At 66.4% G+C, this 20,208-nt stretch carries 18 protein-coding genes; 11 read left to right on the top strand and 7 right to left on the bottom strand.

Translation table 11 applies throughout. The annotated features are described in order from the left end of the window. Positions 1–9: 9 nt before the first annotated feature. On the bottom strand, positions 10–1,188 hold the full coding sequence (locus OG394_RS21970; protein WP_328988895.1) for a zinc-dependent alcohol dehydrogenase: 1,179 nt from the start codon (positions 1,186–1,188) through the stop codon (positions 10–12). A gap of 98 nt (positions 1,189–1,286) precedes the next feature. On the opposite strand from OG394_RS21970, the gene OG394_RS21975 reads away from it, so the two are divergent. Then, positions 1,287–1,847 (top strand): hemerythrin domain-containing protein, encoded by a 561-nt coding sequence (locus tag OG394_RS21975; RefSeq protein ID WP_328988896.1) that lies wholly within the window; start codon positions 1,287–1,289, stop codon positions 1,845–1,847. A gap of 65 nt (positions 1,848–1,912) precedes the next feature. Here the strand turns inward: OG394_RS21975 and OG394_RS21980 are convergent, their stop codons facing one another. From OG394_RS21980 to OG394_RS21990, 3 genes are read right to left on the bottom strand one after another with little or no spacing between them, the layout of a single operon-like run. Continuing rightward, complete coding sequence (locus OG394_RS21980) at positions 1,913–3,586, bottom strand: alpha-amylase family protein (protein WP_328988897.1); 1,674 nt, start codon at positions 3,584–3,586, stop codon at positions 1,913–1,915. Then, positions 3,583–4,551: a TIGR03885 family FMN-dependent LLM class oxidoreductase gene (locus OG394_RS21985; protein WP_328988898.1), complete on the bottom strand. Its 969-nt coding sequence runs from the start codon at positions 4,549–4,551 to the stop codon at positions 3,583–3,585. Before OG394_RS21985 ends, OG394_RS21980 begins: the two co-directional genes overlap by 4 nt. A 28-nt stretch (positions 4,552–4,579) precedes the next feature. Further along, positions 4,580–6,142 carry an HNH endonuclease signature motif containing protein gene (locus OG394_RS21990; RefSeq protein WP_328988900.1) on the bottom strand — a complete coding sequence of 521 codons (1,563 nt, stop codon included), beginning with the start codon at positions 6,140–6,142 and terminating at the stop codon, positions 4,580–4,582. A 501-nt stretch (positions 6,143–6,643) separates the two neighbouring features. On the opposite strand from OG394_RS21990, the gene tuf reads away from it, so the two are divergent. Then, a complete protein-coding gene (gene tuf / locus OG394_RS21995) occupies positions 6,644–7,831 on the top strand; it encodes an elongation factor Tu (RefSeq protein ID WP_328988901.1) in 1,188 nt (395 codons plus the stop codon). A 50-nt stretch (positions 7,832–7,881) separates the two neighbouring features. Here the strand turns inward: tuf and OG394_RS22000 are convergent, their stop codons facing one another. Beyond that, a complete protein-coding gene (locus tag OG394_RS22000) occupies positions 7,882–8,862 on the bottom strand; it encodes a hypothetical protein (RefSeq protein ID WP_328988902.1) in 981 nt (326 codons plus the stop codon). 128 nt (positions 8,863–8,990) lie between these two features. Here OG394_RS22000 and OG394_RS22005 point away from each other — a divergent pair, with 128 nt between their 5' ends. Genes OG394_RS22005 through OG394_RS22020 form a run of 4 tightly spaced genes read left to right on the top strand, consistent with a single transcriptional unit; the run spans position 8,991 to position 13,692 of the window. Beyond that, a complete protein-coding gene (locus OG394_RS22005; protein WP_328988903.1) occupies positions 8,991–10,019 on the top strand; it encodes a glycosyltransferase family 2 protein in 1,029 nt (342 codons plus the stop codon). Beyond that, complete coding sequence (locus OG394_RS22010; RefSeq protein WP_328988904.1) at positions 9,931–11,289, top strand: hypothetical protein; 1,359 nt, start codon at positions 9,931–9,933, stop codon at positions 11,287–11,289. The genes OG394_RS22005 and OG394_RS22010 overlap by 89 nt, the downstream gene beginning before the upstream one ends. Beyond that, a complete protein-coding gene (locus OG394_RS22015; RefSeq protein WP_328988905.1) occupies positions 11,286–12,869 on the top strand; it encodes a hypothetical protein in 1,584 nt (527 codons plus the stop codon). Before OG394_RS22010 ends, OG394_RS22015 begins: the two co-directional genes overlap by 4 nt. Position 12,870: 1 nt before the next feature. Further along, positions 12,871–13,692 (top strand): hypothetical protein, encoded by an 822-nt coding sequence (locus OG394_RS22020; protein WP_328988906.1) that lies wholly within the window; start codon positions 12,871–12,873, stop codon positions 13,690–13,692. Here the strand turns inward: OG394_RS22020 and OG394_RS22025 are convergent. Then, the gene (locus OG394_RS22025) at positions 13,670–14,044 is read right to left on the bottom strand and encodes a VOC family protein (protein ID WP_328988907.1); all 375 of its coding nucleotides are present in this window, start codon (positions 14,042–14,044) and stop codon (positions 13,670–13,672) included. The genes OG394_RS22020 and OG394_RS22025 overlap by 23 nt on opposite strands. Before the next feature lie 82 nt (positions 14,045–14,126). Between OG394_RS22025 and OG394_RS22030 the strand changes: the two genes are divergently transcribed. The 5 genes from OG394_RS22030 to OG394_RS22050 all read left to right on the top strand — a co-directional run bounded on the left by OG394_RS22030 (position 14,127) and on the right by OG394_RS22050 (position 18,863). Further along, complete coding sequence (locus OG394_RS22030) at positions 14,127–14,498, top strand: YciI family protein (protein ID WP_328988908.1); 372 nt, start codon at positions 14,127–14,129, stop codon at positions 14,496–14,498. Next, positions 14,495–15,670 carry an RNA polymerase sigma factor gene (locus OG394_RS22035; RefSeq protein ID WP_328988909.1) on the top strand — a complete coding sequence of 392 codons (1,176 nt, stop codon included), beginning with the start codon at positions 14,495–14,497 and terminating at the stop codon, positions 15,668–15,670. The genes OG394_RS22030 and OG394_RS22035 overlap by 4 nt, the downstream gene beginning before the upstream one ends. 85 nt (positions 15,671–15,755) lie before the next feature. Next, on the top strand, positions 15,756–17,063 hold the full coding sequence (locus tag OG394_RS22040; protein WP_328988910.1) for an ABC transporter substrate-binding protein: 1,308 nt from the start codon (positions 15,756–15,758) through the stop codon (positions 17,061–17,063). Further along, positions 17,063–18,031, top strand: coding sequence for a carbohydrate ABC transporter permease (locus tag OG394_RS22045; RefSeq protein WP_328988911.1), 969 nt, complete (start codon positions 17,063–17,065; stop codon positions 18,029–18,031). The genes OG394_RS22040 and OG394_RS22045 overlap by 1 nt, the downstream gene beginning before the upstream one ends. Then, positions 18,024–18,863 (top strand): carbohydrate ABC transporter permease, encoded by an 840-nt coding sequence (locus OG394_RS22050; RefSeq protein WP_328988912.1) that lies wholly within the window; start codon positions 18,024–18,026, stop codon positions 18,861–18,863. The genes OG394_RS22045 and OG394_RS22050 overlap by 8 nt, the downstream gene beginning before the upstream one ends. Here OG394_RS22050 and OG394_RS22055 read toward each other — a convergent pair. After that, a complete protein-coding gene (locus tag OG394_RS22055; RefSeq protein ID WP_328988913.1) occupies positions 18,813–20,099 on the bottom strand; it encodes an erythromycin esterase family protein in 1,287 nt (428 codons plus the stop codon). The genes OG394_RS22050 and OG394_RS22055 overlap by 51 nt on opposite strands. Positions 20,100–20,208 lie beyond the last annotated feature (109 nt).

Raw genomic sequence — 20,208 nt, forward strand, 5'->3', positions numbered from 1 at the left:
GCCTCCTGGTCACGGGTTCAGCAGGACCTTCACGGCGCCGTCCTGCTTCTTCTGGAACATCTCGTACGCCGCGGGGCCCTCGGACAGCGGCAAGTGGTGCGTCGCGAACAGGTCGACGCCGAGGATGTCGTCGTCCCCGAGCAACGGGAGGATGTCGTCGGCCCAGCGTCGAACGTTGGCCTGGCCCATTCGCAGCTGCACCTGCTTGTCGAACATCACCAGCAGCGGCAGCGGATCGGCCGCACCCCCGTACACGCCGATCAGCGAAATCGTGCCGCCGCGGCGAACCATGTCGATCGCCGTGTAGAGGGCGGCCAGCCGGTCCACGCCGGCGGTCTGCATCAGCTTGCGCGCGACCACGTCCGGCAGCAGGCCCGTGAGCTGCTGGCCGACCTTGGCGACGGGCGAACCGTGCGCTTCCATCCCGACGGCGTCGATCACGGAATCCGGGCCGCGTCCGTCGGTCAGATCCCGGACGACGTTGACGATGTCCTTGTGATCGTTCAGGTTGAGCGTTTCCACCGCGCGGATCTTGGCTCGCTCCAGCCGCTCGGGGACCAGGTCGACGCCGATGACGCGCAGGCCGCGATGTACGGCGATGCGGGCGGCCATGTCGCCGATCGGACCCAGGCCCAGTACGACGACCGTGCCGTCCTTGGGCACCGCGGCGTACTCGACGGCCTGCCAGGCGGTCGGCAGCACGTCGGACAGGTAGACGAACCGGTCGTCGGGCGGGCCGTGCGGGATCTTGATCGGGCCGTACTGCGCTTGCGGGACGCGCAGGTACTCGGCTTGCCCGCCCGGCACCTGGCCGTACAACTTGGTGTAACCGAAGAGCGCGGCGCCCATGCCCTGGTCGGTGACCTGGGTGGTCTCGCACTGCGTCTGCAAGCCCTGCTCGCACATGAAGCACCGGCCGCAGGCGATCTGGAACGGGATGACGACCCGGTCGCCGGTCTTGAGCCCGTCCAGCTCCGAGCCCACCTCGACGACCTCACCCATCGGTTCGTGACCGAGAACGTCGCCGGGGTCGAGGAACGGCGCGAGCACCTCGTACAGGTGCAGATCGGAGCCGCAGATGCCGGTCGACGTGACCTTGATGATCGCGTCGGTCGGCTCTTGGATGACGGGATCGGGGACATCGCTGTACTCGATCTTGCGTTTCCCTTGCCAGGTCAGCGCTCTCACTGCGGCCTCCGTTGGTTTCGTGCCGCCCCAGTACCCGGGTTATGGCGATTGAACCGGGGTACCGGGCGGCAGCACAACACCTAGAGAGGAGCACTGCCGTGGCCGGAGACGTTGTCGAACTGATCATGCAGGACCATCGCGAGGTGGAGCGCCTCTTCGACGAGCTGAAGAAGCACCCGGAGAAGCGGCCGAACCTCGTACCCGTTCTGACCACCTTGCTGACCGCTCACAGCCGGGCCGAGGAAGCCGAGGTCTATCCCGCGGCCAAGGACGAGGCCGGCGAGACCGAAGAGGTCGCCCACAGCCAGGAGGAGCATGTCCAGGCGGACAAGCTGCTCGAAAAACTGGCCGCTGCTGATCCGATGGCGCCTGACTTCGACCAGGTGCTGGACGAGCTTGTCGAAGCCGTCACGCATCACGTCGAGGAGGAGGAGAAGAAGGTCCTGCCCGGTATCCAGGCCCGTCTCAGCGAGGAACGACGGCTGGAACTTGGAGACGCCTTCCTCGTCAGCCGTGAGAAGCACCTGGGCCAGCAGCCGGCGGACACCACGAAGGAACAGCTCCTGCAGCAGGCCGGCAATGCCGATATCAGCGGCGTCTCCGGGCTCGGCAAGGACGAGCTGAAGGAAGAACTCCGGAAGCAATCAGAGGACAGCTGATGCCCTGACAGCTCCACCACCCAACGGCGGCCGCTACGAGGACTCCTGTAGCGGCCGCTGTTTGGTCAAATGATGTAGCGGTCGCCGGAGCGGATGAGGCGCAGCCAGCGGCAGCCGTACCGGCCGAGCTCCAAGCGCGTCGTACCGTCGTCGGCCACCTCGGCCTCACCTTCGCGGAGCAGGTCGACAAGTCGGAGCCCGGTTCCGGCGCCCACGACTGCCAGCGTTACCTCGGCCGGCTCGTCCGAGAAGTTGTGGACGGCGACGATAGTCCCGCCCTGGAAATCGGTCTTGTGCGCGAAGACCGTCGGCGACTCGTGTTCGAAGATCGTGTAGTCGCCCCACGACAGCTCGGGGCATTCGCGGTAGTGCTTGATCAGCAGCTTGATCCACGACATCAACGAGTCAGGGTCCCGGCGCTGAGCCGCAACGTTGACTTTGGCCGGGCCGTACTCGTTGTCCACCATCGGCGCCGCGAGCTCGTTCGGATCCGCAGTGGAGAAGCCGCCGTTGAAGCCTTCGGTCCACTGCATTGGCGACCGTACGGCGTTGCGCCCCTCGGCCGCGAGGTTCTCCCCCATGCCGATCTCCTCGCCGTAAAAGAGCACGGGTGTGCCCGGCATTGAGAAGAGCAGGCTGTAGACCATGCGCAGGCGGTCCGGGTCATTGCCGAGCATCGGCGGCAGCCGTCGCCGCAGACCGCGCCCGTATAGCTGCATCTCCGGTTCGGGTCCGAATGCCTTGAATACCTCTTGGCGCTCGTCTTCGGTGAGCTTGTCTAGCGTCAGCTCGTCATGGTTGCGAACAAACGTGCCCCATTGGCCTTCTTCGGCGGCCTTTGGACGTTGCCGGAGGCCTTCGATCAGCGGCCCGGGTTCGGACCGCGCGAGTGACAGGTAGAGGCGCTGCATGCCGATGAAGTCGAAGCACATCGTCAGCTCGTCGGCGTCTTCGTCACCGAAGAATTTCCTCGTCTCCGGGTACGGCAGATTGACCTCGCCCAGCAGCACGGCCTGCCCGTCGCGCCTAGCGAGTAACGCGCGAAGATCTCGGAGGTAGTCGTGCGGGTCTTGCAGGTCGGCCGCATCGGCGGAGCCCGCCGTCTCGAGCAGGAACGGCACAGCGTCGACACGGAATCCGGACATCCCGACCTGCAGCCAGAACCCCATCACCCGGCTGATCTCGTCGCGAACCTCGGGATTCGCCACGTTGAGGTCCGGCTGATGCTTGTAGAACCTGTGCAGGTAGTACTGCCCGGCCTGTTCGTCGTACTGCCAGAGGCTCTCCTCCTGATCCGGGAACACCACGCCCTTCGGCCCGTCCTCCGGCGGTTGATCCCGCCAGACGTACCAGTCCCGGTACGGCGACTCGCGCGACGCCCGCGCGCTCTTGAACCACGGGTGCTGGTCGGACGTGTGGTTGACGACCAGGTCCGCGATCACCCGCATACCGCGGTCTGACGCGAGGCGAATCAGCTCAACCAGGTCACCGTGCGTACCAAGGCGATGGTCGACGCCGTAGAAGTCGGTGATGTCGTAGCCGTCGTCGCGATCAGGCGTCGGATAGAACGGCATCAGCCACAGGCACGTCACGCCCAACTCCGCGAGGTGGTCGATGCGTTGCCCGAGACCTCTGATGTCGCCGATACCGTCTCCATTCGTATCGAAATAGGTCTCGATGTCGAGGCAATACATCACGGCACTCTTCCACCACAGGTCCGCCGTCTTGGTCAGCCTCACGATGCAGTCACCTCCAGCCGGGGCAGTACCCGGTCGCCGAATACGTCGATGAAGTCGCTTTGATCCGTGCCGACGTGATGCAGATAGATCGCGTCGAACCCCAGCTCGGCGTACTCCGCGAGCCAGTCCACATGCCGTCCCGGATCGGATGAGACCCGCACGGCGTCCCGCATCGCCTCGGGTTGGACGTGTTCCGCCGCTTGGTCGAACACGGCCACTGAGTCGACGTCCCAGCACAACGGGGGCGCGAAGACGTTCGTACGCCACTGCTCATGCGCTATCCGCAGAGCCTCATCCTCATCTTGGTGATAGCTGAGGTGGACCTGCAGGCACGCCTGGCCGGTGCCGCCGGCGTCCCGGTAGGCAGCGATCACCTCGCGTAGCCGCTCGATCGGCGCTGCGACCGTGATGAGGCCGTCGGCCCAATCGGCGCACCACTGTGCGGTCTCGGGCGATACCGCCGCCGCGAGCAGATCCGGGCGCTGCTCCGGGCGGGTCCACAAGCGAGCCCGGTCGACGGTGACGAGGCCGTCCCGGCTCACCTCCGCGCCGTTCAGAAGGTCGCGGATCACCTCGGCCGATTCCCTGAGGCGCTGATTCCGGAGCTCCTTGCGCGGCCAGAGCTGCCCGGTGATGTGTTCGTTGCTGGCCTCGCCGGATCCAAGGGCGGCCCAGAACCGGCCTGGGTACATCGAGGCGAGCGTGCTGATTGCCTGCGCGATGATCGCCGGGTGATAGCGCTGGCCGGGGGCGTTCACCACGCCGAACGTCAGACCGGTCGCCTGGAGAGCGGCGCCGAGCCAAGCCCAGGCGAAGCCGGACTCGCCCTGCCGCTCGCTCCAGGGGCTGAAGTGGTCCGAGCACATCGCCGCGCCGAAGCCGGCCTGCTCGGCGCGGACAACGGCGGCCAGCAAGTCCCCGGGTGGGACCTGTTCATGCGACGCATGAAATCCGTAGACGGTCATCCGCCACCAGTGCCCACCCCGGCTTTACCTACGCACCGCTACGCCAGGGCCCTTCCCGGACCGGCGGGTCCGACCAGACGCGGGTGCCGGTGTGGTCGACGATGAACCTCGCGCCTTGAGGGCTGGTCCATTTCAGCGCGCCATCGGCTAGGCGCACGCAAGTCCAGCCACCGTGGGTCTTGAGGCGGTGGTGATAGCGGCAGCATGGGGTGAGGTTGTCCGTGCTGGTTTGGCCGGGCGGCCCATCCGGGTCATACGGCTTGATGTGGTCGAGATCGATCGACCTGGTCGCTCGTTTGTTGCACCAGGGGAAGGTGCAGTAGAGATCGCGCAACACGACCCGTTCCCGGATCCGGTGCGGTATCTCGTAGGCGTCGACGCTGACCTTCTCGCGCAGATCGATAACCGGTCTGACCACGATCTGGTCGTGACCGAACACCTCGCGAAGCCGCGAGAACAGCATCGGACCGATGCCTTCCACCCGGATCACGCCTTCGCCCGAGGCGAGGGTGTCATCGCTCAGGTGGACGTAAAGGTCGCGTCGGCCACCACCAAGGTCCCAGCCACGCCGCGATCTTGCAGCGGGCTGGTCGGGTGGCTTGAGGTCGAGATCGGCGTCGGCACCGGCATTGGCCCGAGCGGTAGCGCGGGCGCTGGCCTTGACCTCGGCCAGGCGGGACCCGAGGCGATCGGCCGAGGCGGCATGGGTGAGCGGGTCACCAGCAAGAGCGAGGTGTGGGCTTGGGGCCGCGGCTGGATCCGGGGCCGCGGCTGGACCCGAGGCCGCACTCGACGCGCTGGACGGCGCTGGCGGGGCGGATTGGGCGAGGTGGCGGGCGGCTTCTAGAAGCTTTTGCACGGCCAAGGGGTCGGGTAGCCAGCCAATGACCTTGGCCCGGCGGGCGTCGAGGGAATCGGTGTCGCCGAGGTCCTTAAGGGCTTGGGCCAGGGTCGCGATTGTGGCGTCCAGCCGGACGATGTCGCCCGTGGCAGCGCGGACGAACATGGTGTTGGTCCCGGACTCAGAACGGCCAACCCACACGCCGTGAGCACGGGCCGCCTCTTCGGCATCTCGCTGTGCTCGCTCAGGGTCAGCGGTCCACATCGCTCCCTCGACGATCCGCTTCAGGCGATCCGGGCCCACCCGGTTCACGATCCGCTCGACGGCTTTGTCCACCAAGGCGGCCGCCTCAAGAGACAGAGCAACACTCGCTCGCGCGATTCGGCAGGCGCGCCAAGCCTTGGCCTCGCCGGCCAGCACGCGCGCCCACACCCGGGGCAGGCGGTGGCGTAGGCCGAGGGCGTCGCTCATCAGACCAGCGGCAGCGGCGGACGAGATCCCAAGCGCGGCACCAAGGTCAGCGACGGCGAATTCCGCCACCTCCGGACAGCCCTTGCCGCCGTATACCTTGACGCTCTCCATCCCCGGCCGCCCGTCGGGACCCGAGGGGCGCGGCTCGGGATGAAGATCCGCGAAGGCAACGGCCACCTCGAGGATTCGGACGTCGGCTCGATCACGGCACACGTCGAACTCGCCAACGACGGACAACAGCTCCGCCGGGGCCAGCACACCGAGATCGCCTTCGAACATGAGCCCGAGATTAGCAACCAAGAACCCCCGAAAAAGTCGCAAAAGCCGTTATCCACAACGGTAAACATCACATCGCGAACCGGCCGAAAACGAGTAGGCGCAGCCGCGAAGACCGCGTGGCCGGAGGCAAGGGAATTAGATTGCCCCAGGCAGCGTTACCACCTACCGTGATCAGCATGTTCGCCACGGCCTTCTTCGCGTTTCCGTCAGGTTCACCCCTGCCGGCCGCTGCCGTGTGCGCCAAAGCGCTGAAAGATACCGGCGCCCGAAGCTGACCCTCCTCCTGCTCCAGCAGGACCGACGGAGGAGGGTGGGCTGATCCGGCCACCACTCCCCGACGACTCGACCCGCGCCCCAAAGCAGGCCCAAGCAAGGCCCAGGCAGGCTCGAGCAAATGAGGGACAGCCGGATTGAACGGTCCTGGCATCAGCCCCGATGGCAACGGGCTGTGCATTCGCCTGCCGAAAAACGCTGGAAAACCCTGAAAAACAAGGATAAATCATGGCCAAGAGCCAATTCGTGCGGACCAAGCCGCACCTCAATATCGGCACGATGGGACACGTCGACCACGGCAAGACCACGCTGACCGCCGCCATCACCAAGGTGCTGGCCGACCGCGACCCCGGGCACAACTCGTTCGTCGCGTTCGACGGCATCGACCGGGCGCCGGAGGAGGTCGCGCGCGGTATCACGATCAACATCTCGCACGTCGAGTACGAGACGGCGACGCGGCACTACGCGCACGTCGACATGCCCGGGCACGCCGACTACGTGAAGAACATGATCACCGGCGCGGCCCAGGTCGACGCCGCGATCCTGGTCGTGTCCGCGCAGGACGGCGCGATGCCGCAGACGCGGGAGCACGTGTTGCTCGCGCGGCGCGTAGGCGTGCCGTACCTGGTGGTCGCGCTCAACAAGGCCGACGCCGTCGACGACGCCGAGTTGCTCGACCTGGTCGAGCTGGAGGTCCGTGAGCTGCTGAGCGAGTACGGCTTCCCGGGCGACGAGGTGCCGGTGGTGCGCGTCTCCGGGCTGCGTGCGCTCGAGGGCGACCCGCAGTGGACGGGCGCCATCGGTGAGCTCCTGGACGCCGTCGATACCTACGTGCCGATTCCGCCGCGTGAGCTGGGTGAGCCGTTCCTGATGCCCATCGAGAACGTGCTGACCATCAGTGGGCGTGGCACCGTCGTGACCGGTGCGGTCGAGCGTGGCACGCTGCGCCTCGGTGACACCGTTGAAGCCGTAGGTCTCGGTCCGACCGTGACAAGTGTCGCGATCGGGATGGAGACGTTCGGCAAGTCGCTGGAGTCTGCGGAGGCCGGCGACAACGCTGCCGTACTACTGCGCGGTGTGAAGCGTGACGAGGTACGACGCGGCCAGGTGCTGGTACTGCCGGGAACGGTCCAGCCGCACCGGCGGTTCCGTGCGCAGCTGCACGCGCTGAGCACGGCCGAGGGTGGTCGGCACACGCCGTTCGCCGCGGACTACCGGCCGCAGTTCTACTTCCGTACGACGGACGTGTCGGGCGGGATCGACCTCGGGGAGATCCAGCTCGTGCACCCGGGTGACACCGTCGAGCTGGGCGTCGAACTGGCCAAGCCGGTCGCGATGGACGTCGGGCTCGGGTTCGCCGTTCGCGAAGGCGGTCACACCGTGGCCGCCGGCACGGTGACGGAACTGCTCGACTAAAGGAAGGACGGGCCCGGCGGGGAAATCACGCCGGGCCCGTCCCCACGCAATCAGACCATCGCGGTCAAAGCGGACAGCGGGGTCTTGTGCAGACGCGGGATGACGTTAAGCGTCCGCGGGTCGGACCGGTACAGGTGCGATCCGGACTCGAACACGAGGTACGCCCGGCCGCCGAGCTCGGTCATGCCCTCGGACATGCTCGGCGCGCGGAAGCACTTCAGCCGGGCCCGGTCGAGGTCAGGCTGACCGCGGCGTACGACGTACAGGTTGCTGCGGTTGGTCCGGCCGTACGACGTGCTGAAGATGAAGTGGTTCTTCGCGACCAGCAGACCCTGGGTCTTGGTCGGCACCTCCCACGCGCGGTTGATCGTGGTGAGCGACCCGTTGGCGTTGATCTTGTACTGGTACATCTTGCCGCGCGTCTTCTCCTGGAACCGGCCCGACCACAGGTAGCCGCCATAGCTGGAGATGAACGAGGCGCCGTACACAACCCGAGCGGTGCCGACCTGCTTCAGGTACGGCGTGCCGGCCTTCTTCATCGCCGTGCGCAGTTCCGACAACCGGTACTTGCGGATCGTGCCGTTGCTGCCCGAGTTGCCACCCTGGACGAACGCCCAGCCGTTGCTCACGGTGATGCCGCCAACATGCGAAGCGGCGATCGCGACAACGCCGACAGTCTTGCCGGTGCCCGGGTTGATGCCGATGATCAGCGAGCGCGCGTTGGTCCGGTACGAGGTGACGAGCAGCAGGTTCCGGTTCGGCCCGTCCCAGTTGAACCAGGTGGCCGCGCCCTGCGGGGTGTGCGTGCCGAGCTGAGCGACCAACGGGCCCGCGCTGAACTTCGCGTCGTAGATCTTCGAGGCGGAAGGCCCGTCGTAGAACCGGCCGGAGCCGGTTGCGGCGGTCGAGCAGCTGATCGCGGTCAGCTGCGCGGGCGCGGTCGCGGCGGCCTGTGCGGGGGCCGGCTGTGCGGCGGGCACGGCGATCGCGGTCGCCGTGGCAAGCAGGCCGGCGAGGGTGTGGCGGAGCATGAAGTCCTCTCGAGTCGACTGCAATGACTTTCGCCGACCGACCCTACTGGCCGTACCGTCCAACCCGACCAGGAGTACAGAGGGTGGTCGGCTGGTCACTATCAGGGCAGAGGCTCTATTGTGCAGCCGTGGAACCCACGCCCACGGCGGCTCCGGACGGCCGGCAGAGCATCGCGATCGCGATCATCACCTGCCGACGGCCCGACCTGCTCGCGAAACTGCTCGCCAGTCTGCAGAGCCAAGAGCTTGAGCCCGCAACTGCCGCAGCGTACGACGTACGCGTCGTCATCGTCGACAACGACGCCGCCGGTTCGGCCGCCGAGGTGATCGCCGAAGCCTCAAAGGACGCGCGCTATCCGATCGAGTCGGCGGTCGAGGCCGAACCGGGCATCCCGTTCGCGCGCGAGCGTTCGGTCCAGCTGGCCTGGAACGACGACGCGCTGATCTTCGTGGACGATGACGAGGAAGCGCCGCCCGGCTGGTTGCAGGCGCTCCTAGCCTGTTGGCAGCAGACCAAAGCGGACGTGGTGACCGGGCCGATCAAGGGCATCCTGCCCGAAGGCGCACCGGCGTGGAACTACCACAGTGACGTGCACAACTCGGTCGGTAAGCACCAGACCGGGGACGAGCTCGACAAGGCCTACACCAACAACACCCTGGTGGTGCAGAAGGTCTACCACCAGGTGACGCCGGGATTCGATCCGGCGTTCCGGTTCACCGGGTCGAGCGATCTGCACTTCTTCCTTCGCGTGCACCAGGCCGGTTTCCGGATCGTGTGGTGCGAGGAAGCGGTCATCACCGAACAGGTACCGGCATCGCGGACAACGCTGGCCTGGTTGCGACGGCGGGCCTTCCGCTCGGGCAGCGGTGATACCATCAGCCGGTTGTTAATCGGCTCGCCACCGGGCAGCTACTTGCGTGTCGTGGCGTTCGCCTCAGCGCGACTCGCCTCGTCGGTCGTGTATCTGCTCGGCGGTCTGGTGCTGGCCAGGAAACCATGGCTGTTGAAGGGGTTCCGGCGGTTCTTCTCGGGGATCGGCAGTCTCGCGGGCATAGTGGGGATCAACCATGACGAGTACCGGACGGTCCATGGAACTGTCGGTGGCGACGGTGTGCCGGGCCGTGTGGACGGCGGAGACCCAACTCGCCCTGCTTGACTGGCAGATCAACGGGGTGCACGTCTGGCCCGTGATCCGGATGCGCGTGTTCCATGAGCTCAGCCGGCGTTCCGGCATCCATGGCGACCCGCATCCCGTCCGCCGCAGCCGCGAGGCCAAGGCGAAGCTGGTGATGCATCACCTGACCGCCTTACTGCGCGAGAACCCGTTCCTCACCAGGCGTGGGTACGACGCTGTCGTGGTGCCGCATCACCGCAAGGTGAACGGCGTCGACATCTACTCCGACGCCACACTGAAGAGCCTCGGTGACAAGGCGCTGGTCCTCGACACCTCGATCAACGGGTCTCCCCTGCCGGGCAGCCGCACGCTTGATTTCTTCACCTCCATGGCGAATGCCGAGGCGAAATTGCGCCAGAAGCTGCGCATCGGCCTGTCCACCGCGGACGCCAACAAGGCCGCCCAGGTGGAGGAAGAGCTGCAGCGTCTGACCGGGATCAAGGTCCCGATCAACGGACTGGTCACCCGCGAGCTGACCAAACACCGTCGCCTGCGAGCCGTCTACCGCGCCTTGTTCCGCAAGGTCCGGCCCGGCACGGTGTACGTCGTCGTCGCGTACTTCCATCAGCACGTGGTCGCCGCCGCGCGCGATCTCGGTATCCCCGTGGTCGAGCTGCAGCACGGCGCGATGAGCCCGTTCCACCTCGGCTACAGCTATCCCGGCCGTCCCGAGGTCGCGGACCAGCCGAACGAGCTGTGGTGTTTCGGCAAGTACTGGACCGAGAACGTCGAGCTCCCAGCGGGCATGACCACACGCGTCGCGGGCGCGCCGTTCATCCGGCAGCTGACCAAGGCGGAGGCCAAGGCCAAGGACCCGACGTTGGTGCTCGTCGCCTCCCAAGGCACGATCGGCTCTTTCCTGTTGCCGGTGGCGATTCACCTTGCGGACAAGCGGCCCGAGCTCAAGGTGGTCTACCGCTTGCATCCGAGCGAGCACCTCTCCGACTACGAAAAGACCGAGCTCCCGGAGAACCTCAGGCTCTCGGCGGGAGCGGGCGAGACGACCAACGACCTGTTGACCGCCGCCCGCTACCAGGTCGGCGTTTCCACCACCGCGCTCTTCGAGGGCATGGTGCTGGGCTGCCGCACCGTGGTGGTGAAACTGCCCGGCTGGGAGTACCTCGGACCGGCCATCGACCGCGGGGACGCCCTGCTGGTCGAAGACGGCGAAGACCTTGTGCGGCGATTGACCAGCGCCCCGGCGTGCCGCGACAGCTCTGACTACTACGCGCCCGGAGGGCAAACGGTATGAACGAACGGCTCAGCTTGATCGGCGGCGAGATCCTCGAGTGGTCGGATCTCGATCCGGCGAGCGGTCCGGCCGCGATGGCCGGTCCGGTCGCCATCCCGCTGCTGAGGTCGTTGATCACCGGCACCGATCGCGTCCTGGTCGCCGGGCCCCACAGTCTCGACCTGCTGACCGCTGTCGGAGCCAGCGCGGGTGGACTCGATCTGCTGGTGCGCTCGGCGGACGACGCGACCGCGCTCGCGGGGAAGTTCGCGACGGCGAAGGTGACATGTGGGGGCCTGGATCGGGTCGAGGGCGCCGCGGAGTACGACGTGGTGGTTGCGCTTGACGGCATCGCGAGGTTGTTCGGGCCGGACAGTAATGAGCTCGCGTGGTCCGAATCGGTGAAAGCCCTGCAGTCGTTGGTCAAACCAGGTGGCAAGTTGGTCCTTGCGGTTGGCAACAACCTTGGGCTCGGTGAGTTGATCACGGCAACCAATACCGGTCTACCGACGGACGACGCCTGGCCGCGACTCGTTAGCGCCGAGCCGCCTTCGGGATTGGCCAAGGTCGAGAAAGCCCTTGGTTGCAAGGCCACCTTCGCCGTATACCCGAACGCGCTCGAGCCGCGGCTCACCGTTGACGCTGTCCTGTTGGCGGAGCACGCGGACGATCCGTTGCTGCAGGCCACGATCGCGGCAGCCGTTGATCCGGCCGAGGCGTTCACGGATCCGCGCCACGTGACGCGTGCGGTGGTGGCGAATGGACTCGGGTTGTCGTTGGCGCCGGCGTGGTGGTTCGTGATCGGCGGTACGACGGACGGGCTGCCCGCGGTGCTCGCGGCCGAGGCAGGTGCCGATGACCAGCCGCTGGTGCTTTCGCTCGATCGTCACGAAGGCGGACGTTGGGCCCGCAGGGTGGTGAGCGGAAAGCCCGCACCCGGGCGAGCGCTCGACGGTCGCGACGAAATCGCCGTACCGGCCGGGGTTTTGCTGGAGGATCGGCTGCTGGCCGCGTGCCGGGTTGACGACCAGGAGACCCTGCAGACATTGGCCTCTGGGTACGTCGAGTGGCTTGCGACGTTGGAGAACGCGCTCGTCGCCGTACCGGACAATGTTGTGGTTGGCGACGGTTTCACGGTGCTGGATTCGGCTTGGGGCCTGAAGGTCAAGGCGGATGCCGAGGTTGTTGCCGTGCGCAACCTCACGCGGTACGCCGTACGGCAGTTGGCGGCGGGCGTTCGTTCGCCTTGGCCGGCTGGTGCGCGGCCGGAGGAGTTGGTGGCGCGGCTGGCCGCTGGTGCGGGGATCGAGTGTGACGAGGCGATGTTCGAAGCCGCCGCGAAACTCGACGCCGAAGTAGCGGTCGAGGGCGGGTTTGCCGCGGTGGCCGAGATCCCTTTGCCAGAAGGGCTTCGGGAGGCGGCGGCGACGATCACCAGGTTGTCGGCCGAGATCGAGGATTTGCGGGCCCAGGTGAGCTGGCTCGAGGTGACGGTCAACCGGATCCGCGGCTCGCGGGCCTATCGCGTCGGCGGCATGGTGTTGCGCCCCGCAACCAAGTTGCGCGCGCTCACCCGGCGGATCCCCGGTAAGGGCGCCTGATATGCACCACGCCAACCACTTCTACGGGCACGCGCACATCATGGCGCAGTACGCCGGACTCGAGCAGGGCCAGCGGATCTGGGGATACCTGCAGCACGGCTGGAACATCCTGGACGGGTTCGCGGTCGGTACGGCCTTCGGCGAGGGCATGCCGAAGTTCGTCTGGTCCGACAGCGTGCGCCGCCGCGGGCATGCGATGGGCCGTCGCAACTACGCGGTCGTCGGTGCGCCGTGGATGTACTTGCTGGAGATCGAGTCCGAGCTGGCGACACAGGCACCGGATGCGGCCGGCACGATCTTCTACCCGTTCCACGGTTGGGAAGGGCAGCACGTCGACGGCTCCCACGAAGGCCTCGTGCACGAGATCAAGGAGAAGGAGGAGGGCCCGATCACGGTCTGCCTCTACTGGCACGAGTACCGCATGCCCGAGGTGCGCGCGATCTACGAGAACGCCGGGTTCGAGGTCATCACGCACGGCTATCGCGGGCTGCACTGGAAGGACACGGACCACGAGTTCCTGCATCGCCAGCTGGCGACACTGCGCAAGTTCCGCCGCGTCGCCTCGAACCGGATGAGCTCAGCGATCTTCTACGGCGCCTCTCTCGGCCTGCAGCCCGGGGTGTACGGCGACCCGATGGTGCTGCAGGACGAGAGCGCGTCGTTCGGTGGCATGGCCCGGATGCGGCGCCTTTGGCCGGAGATGCACCAGCCGTATGTGCCGATGGACTACGCGAACGCGGTCACGCGGATCGAGCTCGGCGCGGACCGGATGGCACCGCCCGAAGGTATCCGCGAGATGTTCAAGTGGCCGGCAGCTCAATAATCGACAGCACGTTGCCCGCCGGATCCTTGAACCAGGCGATCGGCGGACCCTCTGGCCCCCGCGCGATGCCCTTGGCGTCCGTCATCTCGTACTGCTCGAAGGTGACACCTTTAGCGGTCAGGTCTGCCACGGCCTGATCGATGTCGTCCACCGGGAAGTTCAGGATGGTGAACGTGGCCGGCTCGTGGTTGTCCTTCGGATAGACCAGGGTGTTCCGGTCGCCGGCGATGTGCAGTTGCAGCATGCCGTTCTCCTCGGAGACCTTCAGGCCGAGCGTTTCGCCGTAGAACCGCTTCGCCGTTGGGATGTCGTCAACCGAGAACCCACTGAAAGCTTTTGTCTGCTCGAACATGACACTTCCTCCTTCTTTGTGAACCTACTCTCCTGTTACGTAGGAGCCGAGGGCTCGTTCTCGACATTTGCATGGAGGTCCGGTGAAGTTCCTGGTACTGATCTACGGCAATCCCGAGACTCGCAAGATGTGGGAGGAGATGCCGAAGGAGCAGAAGTCGGCTGGGCTCGACTACTACGCGGAGTTGACGAAGGACCTGGAGTCGTCGGGGCAGCTAGTCGCCACGGCACCGCTGGCGGATCCGGCTGAGACCAAACAGGTGAAGGTCGGGCCAGGTGGGCAGGTGCTCAGTACGGACGGGCCGTTCGCGGAGACCAAAGAGCATCTGGCCGGGTTTTACGTACTGGAGTGCGACGACCTGGATCAGGCGATCGAGTCGGCCGCGCGGATTCCGGAGGCGTCGTTCGGCATCGTGGAGGTGCGGCCGACGCGGGAGCTGGGCGACTTGTTGTGATCGACGGCCTGCTCCGAGAGCTCGCGCCGCAGGTCCTCGCGGCACTCACGCGCAGGTACGGCGGGTTCGACCTGTGCGAGGACGCCGTACAGGAGGCGCTCCTGGCGGCGGCGACGCAGTGGCCGGAGGAGGGACTGCCCGATAACCCGAAGGCCTGGCTGATCACGGTCGCGGCCCGGCGTCGTACGGAGATCTGGCGGAGCGAGACCGCGCGGCAAAAGCGGGAAGAGGCTGCCGCTCTGGCGACGCCCGAACCGCCAGAAACGTCAGCGGTAGACGACAGTCTGAACGTGCTGATGATGTGCTGCCACCCAGAGCTCACCACGAGTTCGCAAGTGGCGTTGACGTTGCGGGCCGTTGGCGGGTTGACCACGGCCGAGATCGGCCGGGCCTTCGGCGTACCCGAGGCGACCATCGCGCAGCGGATCAGCCGGGCCAAAGCCAAGCTCAAGGGCGCGTCGTTCAGCCTGCCCGAGGTGGTCGACCCTACCGGCGTACTGCACGTGCTTTACCTGATCTTCAACGAGGGCTACACGGCCAGCTCGGGGCCGTCGCTGCAGCGGGTGGATTTGTCGGCCGAGGCCATTCGGCTTACCCGGCAGGTACGCGAAAGGCTGCCCGATAACGGCGAAGTCGCCGGGCTGCTGGCGTTAATGCTGCTCACGGATGCGCGACGGCCGGCGCGGACCGATGCCGAGGGCAACCTTGTGCCCTTGACCGAACAGGACCGCGGAAAGTGGGATGGCGCGCTCATCGCGGAGGGCAGTGAGCTGATCACGCGCACGCTCAAGACTTCTACGCCCGGGCCGTACCAGTTGCAAGCCGCGATCGCCGCGTTGCATGACGAGGCCGCGCGGGCGGAGGACACCGACTGGGTGCAGATCCTCGGGTTGTACGAGTTGCTCGCGACGATCGCGCCCGGGCCGATGGTGGCGCTCAACCGGGTCGTCGCGTACGCGGAGGTGCGTGGGCCGGAGGCTGGGTTGCGCGCGCTCGGGGAGCTGGCGGGCGGTCACCGGGTGGACGCCGTACGGGCTCATCTGCTGGAGCGGGCCGGCGAGACCAGTGCGGCGATCGAGGCGTACCGCCTGGCGGCACGGGCGACGTTGAGTGTGGCCGAACAGCGTTATTTGCAGGCGCGGGCGTCCCGGCTGGAGATTACGGACAGGTAACGAAGCTGGGTCGACTGAACCGGTTTGGGTTCCCATACTGAACCGGTTCGGTAAGGATGACCGGACCCGTTAAAAGGAGTCCGAAGTGAGACTGCGCTCGCTCATCGCCGCGGCAGCGGTGTCAGCACTGGGGATCGGCCTGACCGCGTGCGGCGGTGACGGCAATGGCGACAGCGGTTCGGGCGGTGACACCCTGACCTACTGGGCCAGCAATCAGGGCACGAGCCTGGACAACGACAAGCAGGTGCTGAAGCCGGTGCTGGACAAGTTCACCGCCGAGACCGGCGTCAAGGTGAACCTCGAGGTGATCGGCTGGAACGACCTGCAGACCCGGATCCAGACCGCGATCACCTCCGGCCAGGCGCCGGACGTGCTCAACATCGGCAACACCTGGGCCGCGTCCCTGCAGGCGACCGACGCCTTCCTGCCGTTCGACGACGAGGCCATGAAGGCGATCGGCGGCAAGGAGAAGTTCGTCGAGACGGCGCTGGCGACCGGTGGCGCGGCTGGCAAGCCCCCGACGTCCGTGCCGCTCTACGGCCTCGCGTACGGCCTCTACTACAACAAGGCGATGTTCGCCCAGGCCGGGCTGCAGCCGCCGACGACCTGGGAGGAAATGGTCGCGGCCGCGAAGAAGCTGACGAATCCGGCCAAGAAGGTGTACGGCATGGCGCTGGCCGCCGGCAGCTACACCGAGAACGTGCACTTCGCCTTCATCAACGGCGCCCAGAACGGCGCCGAATGGTTCGACGCCGAAGGTAAGCCGACGTTCACCGAGGACGGCAACGTCAACGGCGTACTGCGCTATCTCGACCTGATGCAGAAGGACAAGGTCGCGAACACGTCGAACGCGCAGTACGACAACGGCACCAAGGCCGTCAACGACTTCGCCACCGGCAAGGTCGCGATGGTGCTGAACCAGAACAACGCCGCCTCCTCGATCGTCGCGAACGGCATGAAGAGCAGCGAGTACGGCGTGGTGGCCTTCCCGGCGCCGGCCGGTGGGCAGCAGGTCGCGTCGCACGTGGCGGGCATCAACCTGTCGATTTTCCAGAACACGAAGAACAAGGACGCGGCGCTGAAGTTCGTCAAGTACATGACGGACCCCGCGACGCAGAAGACGCTGGGTAAGCCGTTCGCGTCACTGCCGGTGCTGAAGGGTGAGACGCCCGCGTTCACGGATGACCCGGCCGAGGCCAAGATCTTCCAGGACATCTACGAGAACAAGTCGAAGCCACTGCCGCTGGTGCCGGCCGAGGACCAGTACGAGAGCACGGTCGGTAAGGCCATGAACGCGATGTTCGCCAAGATCGCGACCGGTGGCACGGTGACCGCCGACGATGTGCGGGCGGCACTCAAGGACGCCCAGGACCAGGTGACGGCGGGCGGCTGATGGCTGTCGCTGTCGAGACGCGGCGGCGGGCGCAAGGACAAGTTCGGGGGCGCCCGCCGCGCCAGCCGGGACAGAAGAGCTGGCTGCCGTACCTGCTGCTCGCCCCGGCCGTACTACTGGAACTGCTGATCCACATCATCCCGATGGTGGTCGGCATCTGGATGAGTTTCGTCAAGCTGACCAAGTTCTTCATCGCGAACTGGTCGGCCGCGCCTTGGGCCGGGTTCAACAACTACCGGATCGCGGTCGACCTGAACGGCACCGTCGGCCAGGGGTTGCTGCGGTCGTTCCTGGTGACGATCGCGTTCTCCCTGCTGACGGTGACGATCTCGTGGTGCCTGGGCATGGCCGCGGCGGTCGCCCTGCAACCAACCTTCAAAGGCCGGAGTTTCGTCCGCACGTTGTTCCTGGTCCCGTACGCCTTGCCCGCGTATGCCGGCATCCTGACGTGGAACTTCATGCTGCAACGCGATACCGGCGTGGTGAACCACGTGCTGGTCGACAACCTCGGCGTGATGTCGGACCGGCCGTTCTGGCTGCTCGGCGGCAATGCGCTGACGTCGTTGGTGACGGTGGCGGTGTGGCGGCTCTGGCCGTTCGCCTTCCTCACCTTGATGGCCGGCCTGCAGAGCATTCCGCGAGACGTCTACGAGGCCGCGTCGGTGGATGGCGCGGGATCGGTCCGGCAGTGGCGCAACATCACGCTGCCGTCGTTGCGGCCGGTCAACCTGGTGCTGGTACTCGTGTTGTTCCTCTGGACGTTCAGCGACTTCAACACGCCGTACGTGCTGTTCGGTACGGCGCAGCCGCCGAAGGGTGACCTGATCACCTTCCACATCTACAACGCGTCATTCCTGACCTGGAACTTCGGCTCGGGTGCGGCGATGTCCGTACTCCTGCTGCTGTTCCTGCTCGTCGTCACGTCGGTCTATCTCGTCATCACGAACCGGAGGTCGCGTCGTGCGTGACACCGCAGGTTTCAAGGTCTATCGCGCGGTCGTCCTGACCGTGCTCGGCGTCTTCACGGTGATTCCGCTGTACGTGATGGCGACGTCATCGCTGAAACCACTCAGCGACGTCCAAGGTGCGTTCAGCTGGTGGCCTAGCAACGTGACCGTCGAGCCGTTCATCGAGATGTGGCGAACGGTGCCGTTGGCGCGGTACTTCGTGAACAGCACGATCGTCGCCGTGGTCGCGACCGTGGCGAGTGTGGCGGTCGCGATCCTGGCGGCCTTCGCGGTCTCGCGCTTCCGGTTCCGCGGCCGGGGCACCTTCACCACCTCGGTGTTGTCGACGCAGATGTTCCCGGGTGTGCTGTTCCTGTTGCCGTTGTTCCTGATCTTCGTCAACATCAACAACTCGATCGGGCTGCAACTCGTCGGCACCCGGATGGGGCTGATCGTCACCTATCTGACCTTCAGCCTGCCGTTCTCGATCTGGATGCTTGTCGGCTACTTCGACAGCATCCCGCGTGAGCTCGACGAAGCCGCCCTGGTCGACGGGTGCGGCCCGCTCGGCGCCCTCGCCCGCGTCGTACTGCCGGCGGCCCGGCCGGGCGTCATCGCCGTCGCGATCTACTCGTTCATGACGGCGTGGGGCGAGGTCCTCTTCGCCTCGGTGATGACGACCGAGGCCAACCGAACGTTGTCGGTCGGCCTCCGCCAGTACTCAACCCAGACCAACGTCTACTGGAACCAGATCATGGCGGCCGCCTTGGTCGTCAGCATCCCGGTCGTGATCGGCTTCCTGCTAGCGCAGCGCCACTTTGTCGCCGGCGTGACCGCTGGGGCCGTCAAGTAGCCGTGCCGGGGTGACCCGGTGGATGTGGATGACCAAGTCGTACGACCGGCCAAGCGCGATCCGCAGGTCCTGATCGGGATAGGCCGTGCCGATATCGCGGGTGAGCCTCGCCTCGTCGAGCCACCTCCGCGCGGCGGCGGGCACCGTACGGGTGTCGATGAGGAAGTCGCGGTATCGGACTTGGTCAAGGGTGTGCTCGTTGTACCCGGCCGGAGCGGCACCAAGCCGGAACACCCGCCAATTGCCGTCATCGTCCTGGGCGTTGAAGCCGCCACGATTGAAGGACAAGCCGATGTTGACGTACCCGCGGCCCAACTGGTCCCGCAGGAACGCACCTTGGAGCTTCGGGTAGTACGGATCGGCACTGACGTAACCAATGTGGCCGTTGTGCGCCGAAAGCACGATCTTCTCGCCGGTGTACCGGTGCCACCACGTCACGTTGTCAGCCATCGCGCGGTCGCGGAAGAGCATCGCCCGCGGCGCCTCTTGCTCGGGCCGGGTGAAGTCGAAGGCCAATAGGTGCAGGGTTTGCGCGATGATCAGCGCGTTCTGGACGGCCCACGCGTTCCGGGATACGCGCGCCAGCTCAGCGTGCATGGACGCGGCATCCGCGGCGAGTGCCTTGCGCTCCGCGAGCGGCCGCTGAGTGTAGGCATCACGCCACGCGTCGGCCTGGGTCGTTCCGAGCCGCAGACGGGTTTGCAGTCGCTGGTACTCCTGAAGTAGCGCTGGCCCGACATGACGGGTGACCTCCGCGAATACCGGGGTGCCCGGATAGACCGGGTCGTTGCCCATGAACTGCAGCTTGGCGCTGTGACTGCGGTTGTACGCGCGCATCCACTTCAGCAGGTCGACGTACTCGCGAGTCGCCCAGACCTGGTCCTCGGCGCGCAGAATGTCCGCCGGATCGCCCTTGCCCTGCAGGACGTAGTCGTTGAGACGAAGCCCGGTGCTCCAGGCGACCTCGAGTGCGAAGGTCTTGAACCCCTTCCTCTCCACGAGCTTGCGGAAGATCCGGTGCTTGATCGTGAAGAACTCGTGACTGCTGTGCGTCGCCTCCCCGACACCGACGATCGAAGCCTTGCCCACCGAGCGCTCGAGGCCACCCAGGATCGGCTGGGCATGGCGATCCAGCGCGCGAAGTGGATCATCGGTCGCGGCCTGTACAGGTGTGGCAACAAGGGCGAGCGAGAGCAGGGTCACTGCAGCGGCGACGAGGCGCCGTGTGACGGACATTTGTAACCTCCGGTGTCGGTCCAGCGAGATCACCAGCCTGGCGAGACCAACCGCTGCGCACAGTAGACCTGACGCCCGTTAGAGGTAGCGCGCACGCCACCGCAAGCGC

The sequence above is a fragment of the Kribbella sp. NBC_01245 genome (assembly GCF_036226525.1).
GTDB lineage: Bacteria > Actinomycetota > Actinomycetes > Propionibacteriales > Kribbellaceae > Kribbella.

Coding starts and splice junctions, on each gene's coding strand:
- OG394_RS21985 (WP_328988898.1), bottom strand. CDS start 4,551: ATGACCGTCTACGGATTTCATGCGTCGCATGAACAGGTCCCACCCGGG.
- OG394_RS21990 (WP_328988900.1), bottom strand. CDS start 6,142: ATGTTCGAAGGCGATCTCGGTGTGCTGGCCCCGGCGGAGCTGTTGTCC.
- tuf (WP_328988901.1), top strand. CDS start 6,644: ATGGCCAAGAGCCAATTCGTGCGGACCAAGCCGCACCTCAATATCGGC.
- OG394_RS22000 (WP_328988902.1), bottom strand. CDS start 8,862: ATGCTCCGCCACACCCTCGCCGGCCTGCTTGCCACGGCGACCGCGATC.
- OG394_RS22010 (WP_328988904.1), top strand. CDS start 9,931: ATGACGAGTACCGGACGGTCCATGGAACTGTCGGTGGCGACGGTGTGC.
- OG394_RS22015 (WP_328988905.1), top strand. CDS start 11,286: ATGAACGAACGGCTCAGCTTGATCGGCGGCGAGATCCTCGAGTGGTCG.
- OG394_RS22020 (WP_328988906.1), top strand. CDS start 12,871: ATGCACCACGCCAACCACTTCTACGGGCACGCGCACATCATGGCGCAG.
- OG394_RS22025 (WP_328988907.1), bottom strand. CDS start 14,044: ATGTTCGAGCAGACAAAAGCTTTCAGTGGGTTCTCGGTTGACGACATC.
- OG394_RS22045 (WP_328988911.1), top strand. CDS start 17,063: ATGGCTGTCGCTGTCGAGACGCGGCGGCGGGCGCAAGGACAAGTTCGG.
- OG394_RS22055 (WP_328988913.1), bottom strand. CDS start 20,099: ATGTCCGTCACACGGCGCCTCGTCGCCGCTGCAGTGACCCTGCTCTCG.